Genomic DNA, 1,704 nt, shown 5'->3' on the forward strand with positions numbered 1-1,704 from the left:
CGTTTAGCTTCCTTAATTTGACTGAAGACTGAATTCTAATATTCATAGATAAAGAAGCGCTTAAAACATTGATATGGCGATGAATAGCTCTGTCGTAAGAGGAACACCTAGCGTAGCTCGTAAGTAGGACGTTCGCTTATACAGTGGTATAGGTCTAAAGCTGTTGAGAATATTTAATGTTTATTCAAAAATGATACTATCTATCTGGGATTTATGAAAAAAATAATATTACTTACCTGTTTATTCAGTGTTCCTGTACTAGCCGCGACAGAATCCCCTCAGTTTTTTGTTGGCGTAGTAGGGGGATACCAAGGGGCTTTGGAGGAGAATTGCAATCACTCAAATCCAGAGGGCACAATTTTAGGTCTCTATAGCGGGTTACAGTTTACTCCCTCTTGGAGTTGGGATTTAGGCTATCAAGATCACGATGAACTAAAGGCGGATGGATGCCACTCGGTTAATGTTAAAACTTGGTTGATTGAAAGCACTCTTCGTTACGATTGGTACCTACAAGATAACCTAAGTTTATACGGTCGACTTGGTGCTGCTTATTGGGACATGGAAAAAACGCAACTGTCTTCAAGTAAGAGCGATGCAACAGGTTTTTCTCCTCTCGGTGGGGTGGGGATTAACTATCACTTTAACCCTAACGTCCGATTATCAACGGGCTATCAATACATTGACAGTATTGGTAAGTCAAACACGGGTAAGTATGATAGCCGTGGATTGTTGGTCAGTCTAACCTATACGTTTGGCAGTACAACTCAACCAGCGTTAGTCGAAACAGCGCCAACGTCTATTATTGAAGATACTCCCGTTAAAGAGACAGCCACTGTAAAAACACCGCCTCAAATACAGGCATTTTCACCAAAAACTACAGATATATTGTCTGGTTTTGATTCAGGCGAACCTAGCCAAGAGTTTATTGACCAATTAACTGAAATCTCTTCAATATTAAATTCTTACCCACAAGCTCAGGCCACAGTTGTTGGACACACTGACTCAACAGGCTCAGCACTCTACAATCAAAACCTATCTGAGCATCGTGCTCAAGCGGTCGTCAATAAACTGATTGAATTGGGTGCCACACAGACACAACTTGAGTGGAGAGGCGAAGGTGAGTCTCAACCTGTTGCTGACAACAAGACCGCAGAGGGGCGAGCTAAAAATCGCCGAGTTGAAGTTACCATCCCCAGTTTTCAGTTCCAAGAGTAAGTTATTATGATTAAATGTTTTAAAGCCTTATTTGTAATAGTGGTTTTTCCAATACTAACGTTATTAACTGGTTGTAATTCAGAAGGCGCCTTCTCTGGATCAACCATAAAATTAGAACGTCTTGATATCGTCGCTTCTCCGATAGTGATGAAAGGTGTCAGTCAACTAACTCTTGCTGCGGGCAACAAGCAGCCCTTTGAAACGGTTGGTCACTACTCTGATGGTTCATCTCGCACATTGACGGATTTAAACGTGAGTGATTGGCACACAAGCAACTCTGATGTAGGGCGCTTTGATGAGACTGGCGTATTTACTGCTACTAACGAGGGCTATACCACAGTCATGGCCATCAAAGATGGCATCCCCAGTAATACGGTGGAGGTGAATGTGTCGGCAGCGATCATTACTGCCATTCAAGTGACCCCTTCGCCTGTGAATATTGCGAAAGGTCAGACTGACCAGTTAATCGCAATAGCGACATTCAGTGAT

General features: G+C 42.5%; 1 protein-coding gene and 1 pseudogene. Both read left to right on the plus strand.

The window, feature by feature from the left end:
• Positions 1 to 213: 213 nt before the first annotated feature.
• Positions 214 to 1,215, plus strand: coding sequence for an OmpA family protein (locus AB4653_RS16700; RefSeq protein ID WP_102258141.1), 1,002 nt, complete (start codon positions 214 to 216; stop codon positions 1,213 to 1,215).
• Between the two features lie 6 nt (positions 1,216 to 1,221).
• Positions 1,222 to 1,704, plus strand: a pseudogene (locus AB4653_RS16705) (hypothetical protein); the annotation flags it as partial.

Source organism: Vibrio sp. 10N.222.48.A3 (assembly GCF_041475345.1).
GTDB lineage: Bacteria > Pseudomonadota > Gammaproteobacteria > Enterobacterales > Vibrionaceae > Vibrio > Vibrio tasmaniensis_A.

Coding starts and splice junctions, on each gene's coding strand:
- AB4653_RS16700 (WP_102258141.1), top strand. CDS start 214: ATGAAAAAAATAATATTACTTACCTGTTTATTCAGTGTTCCTGTACTA.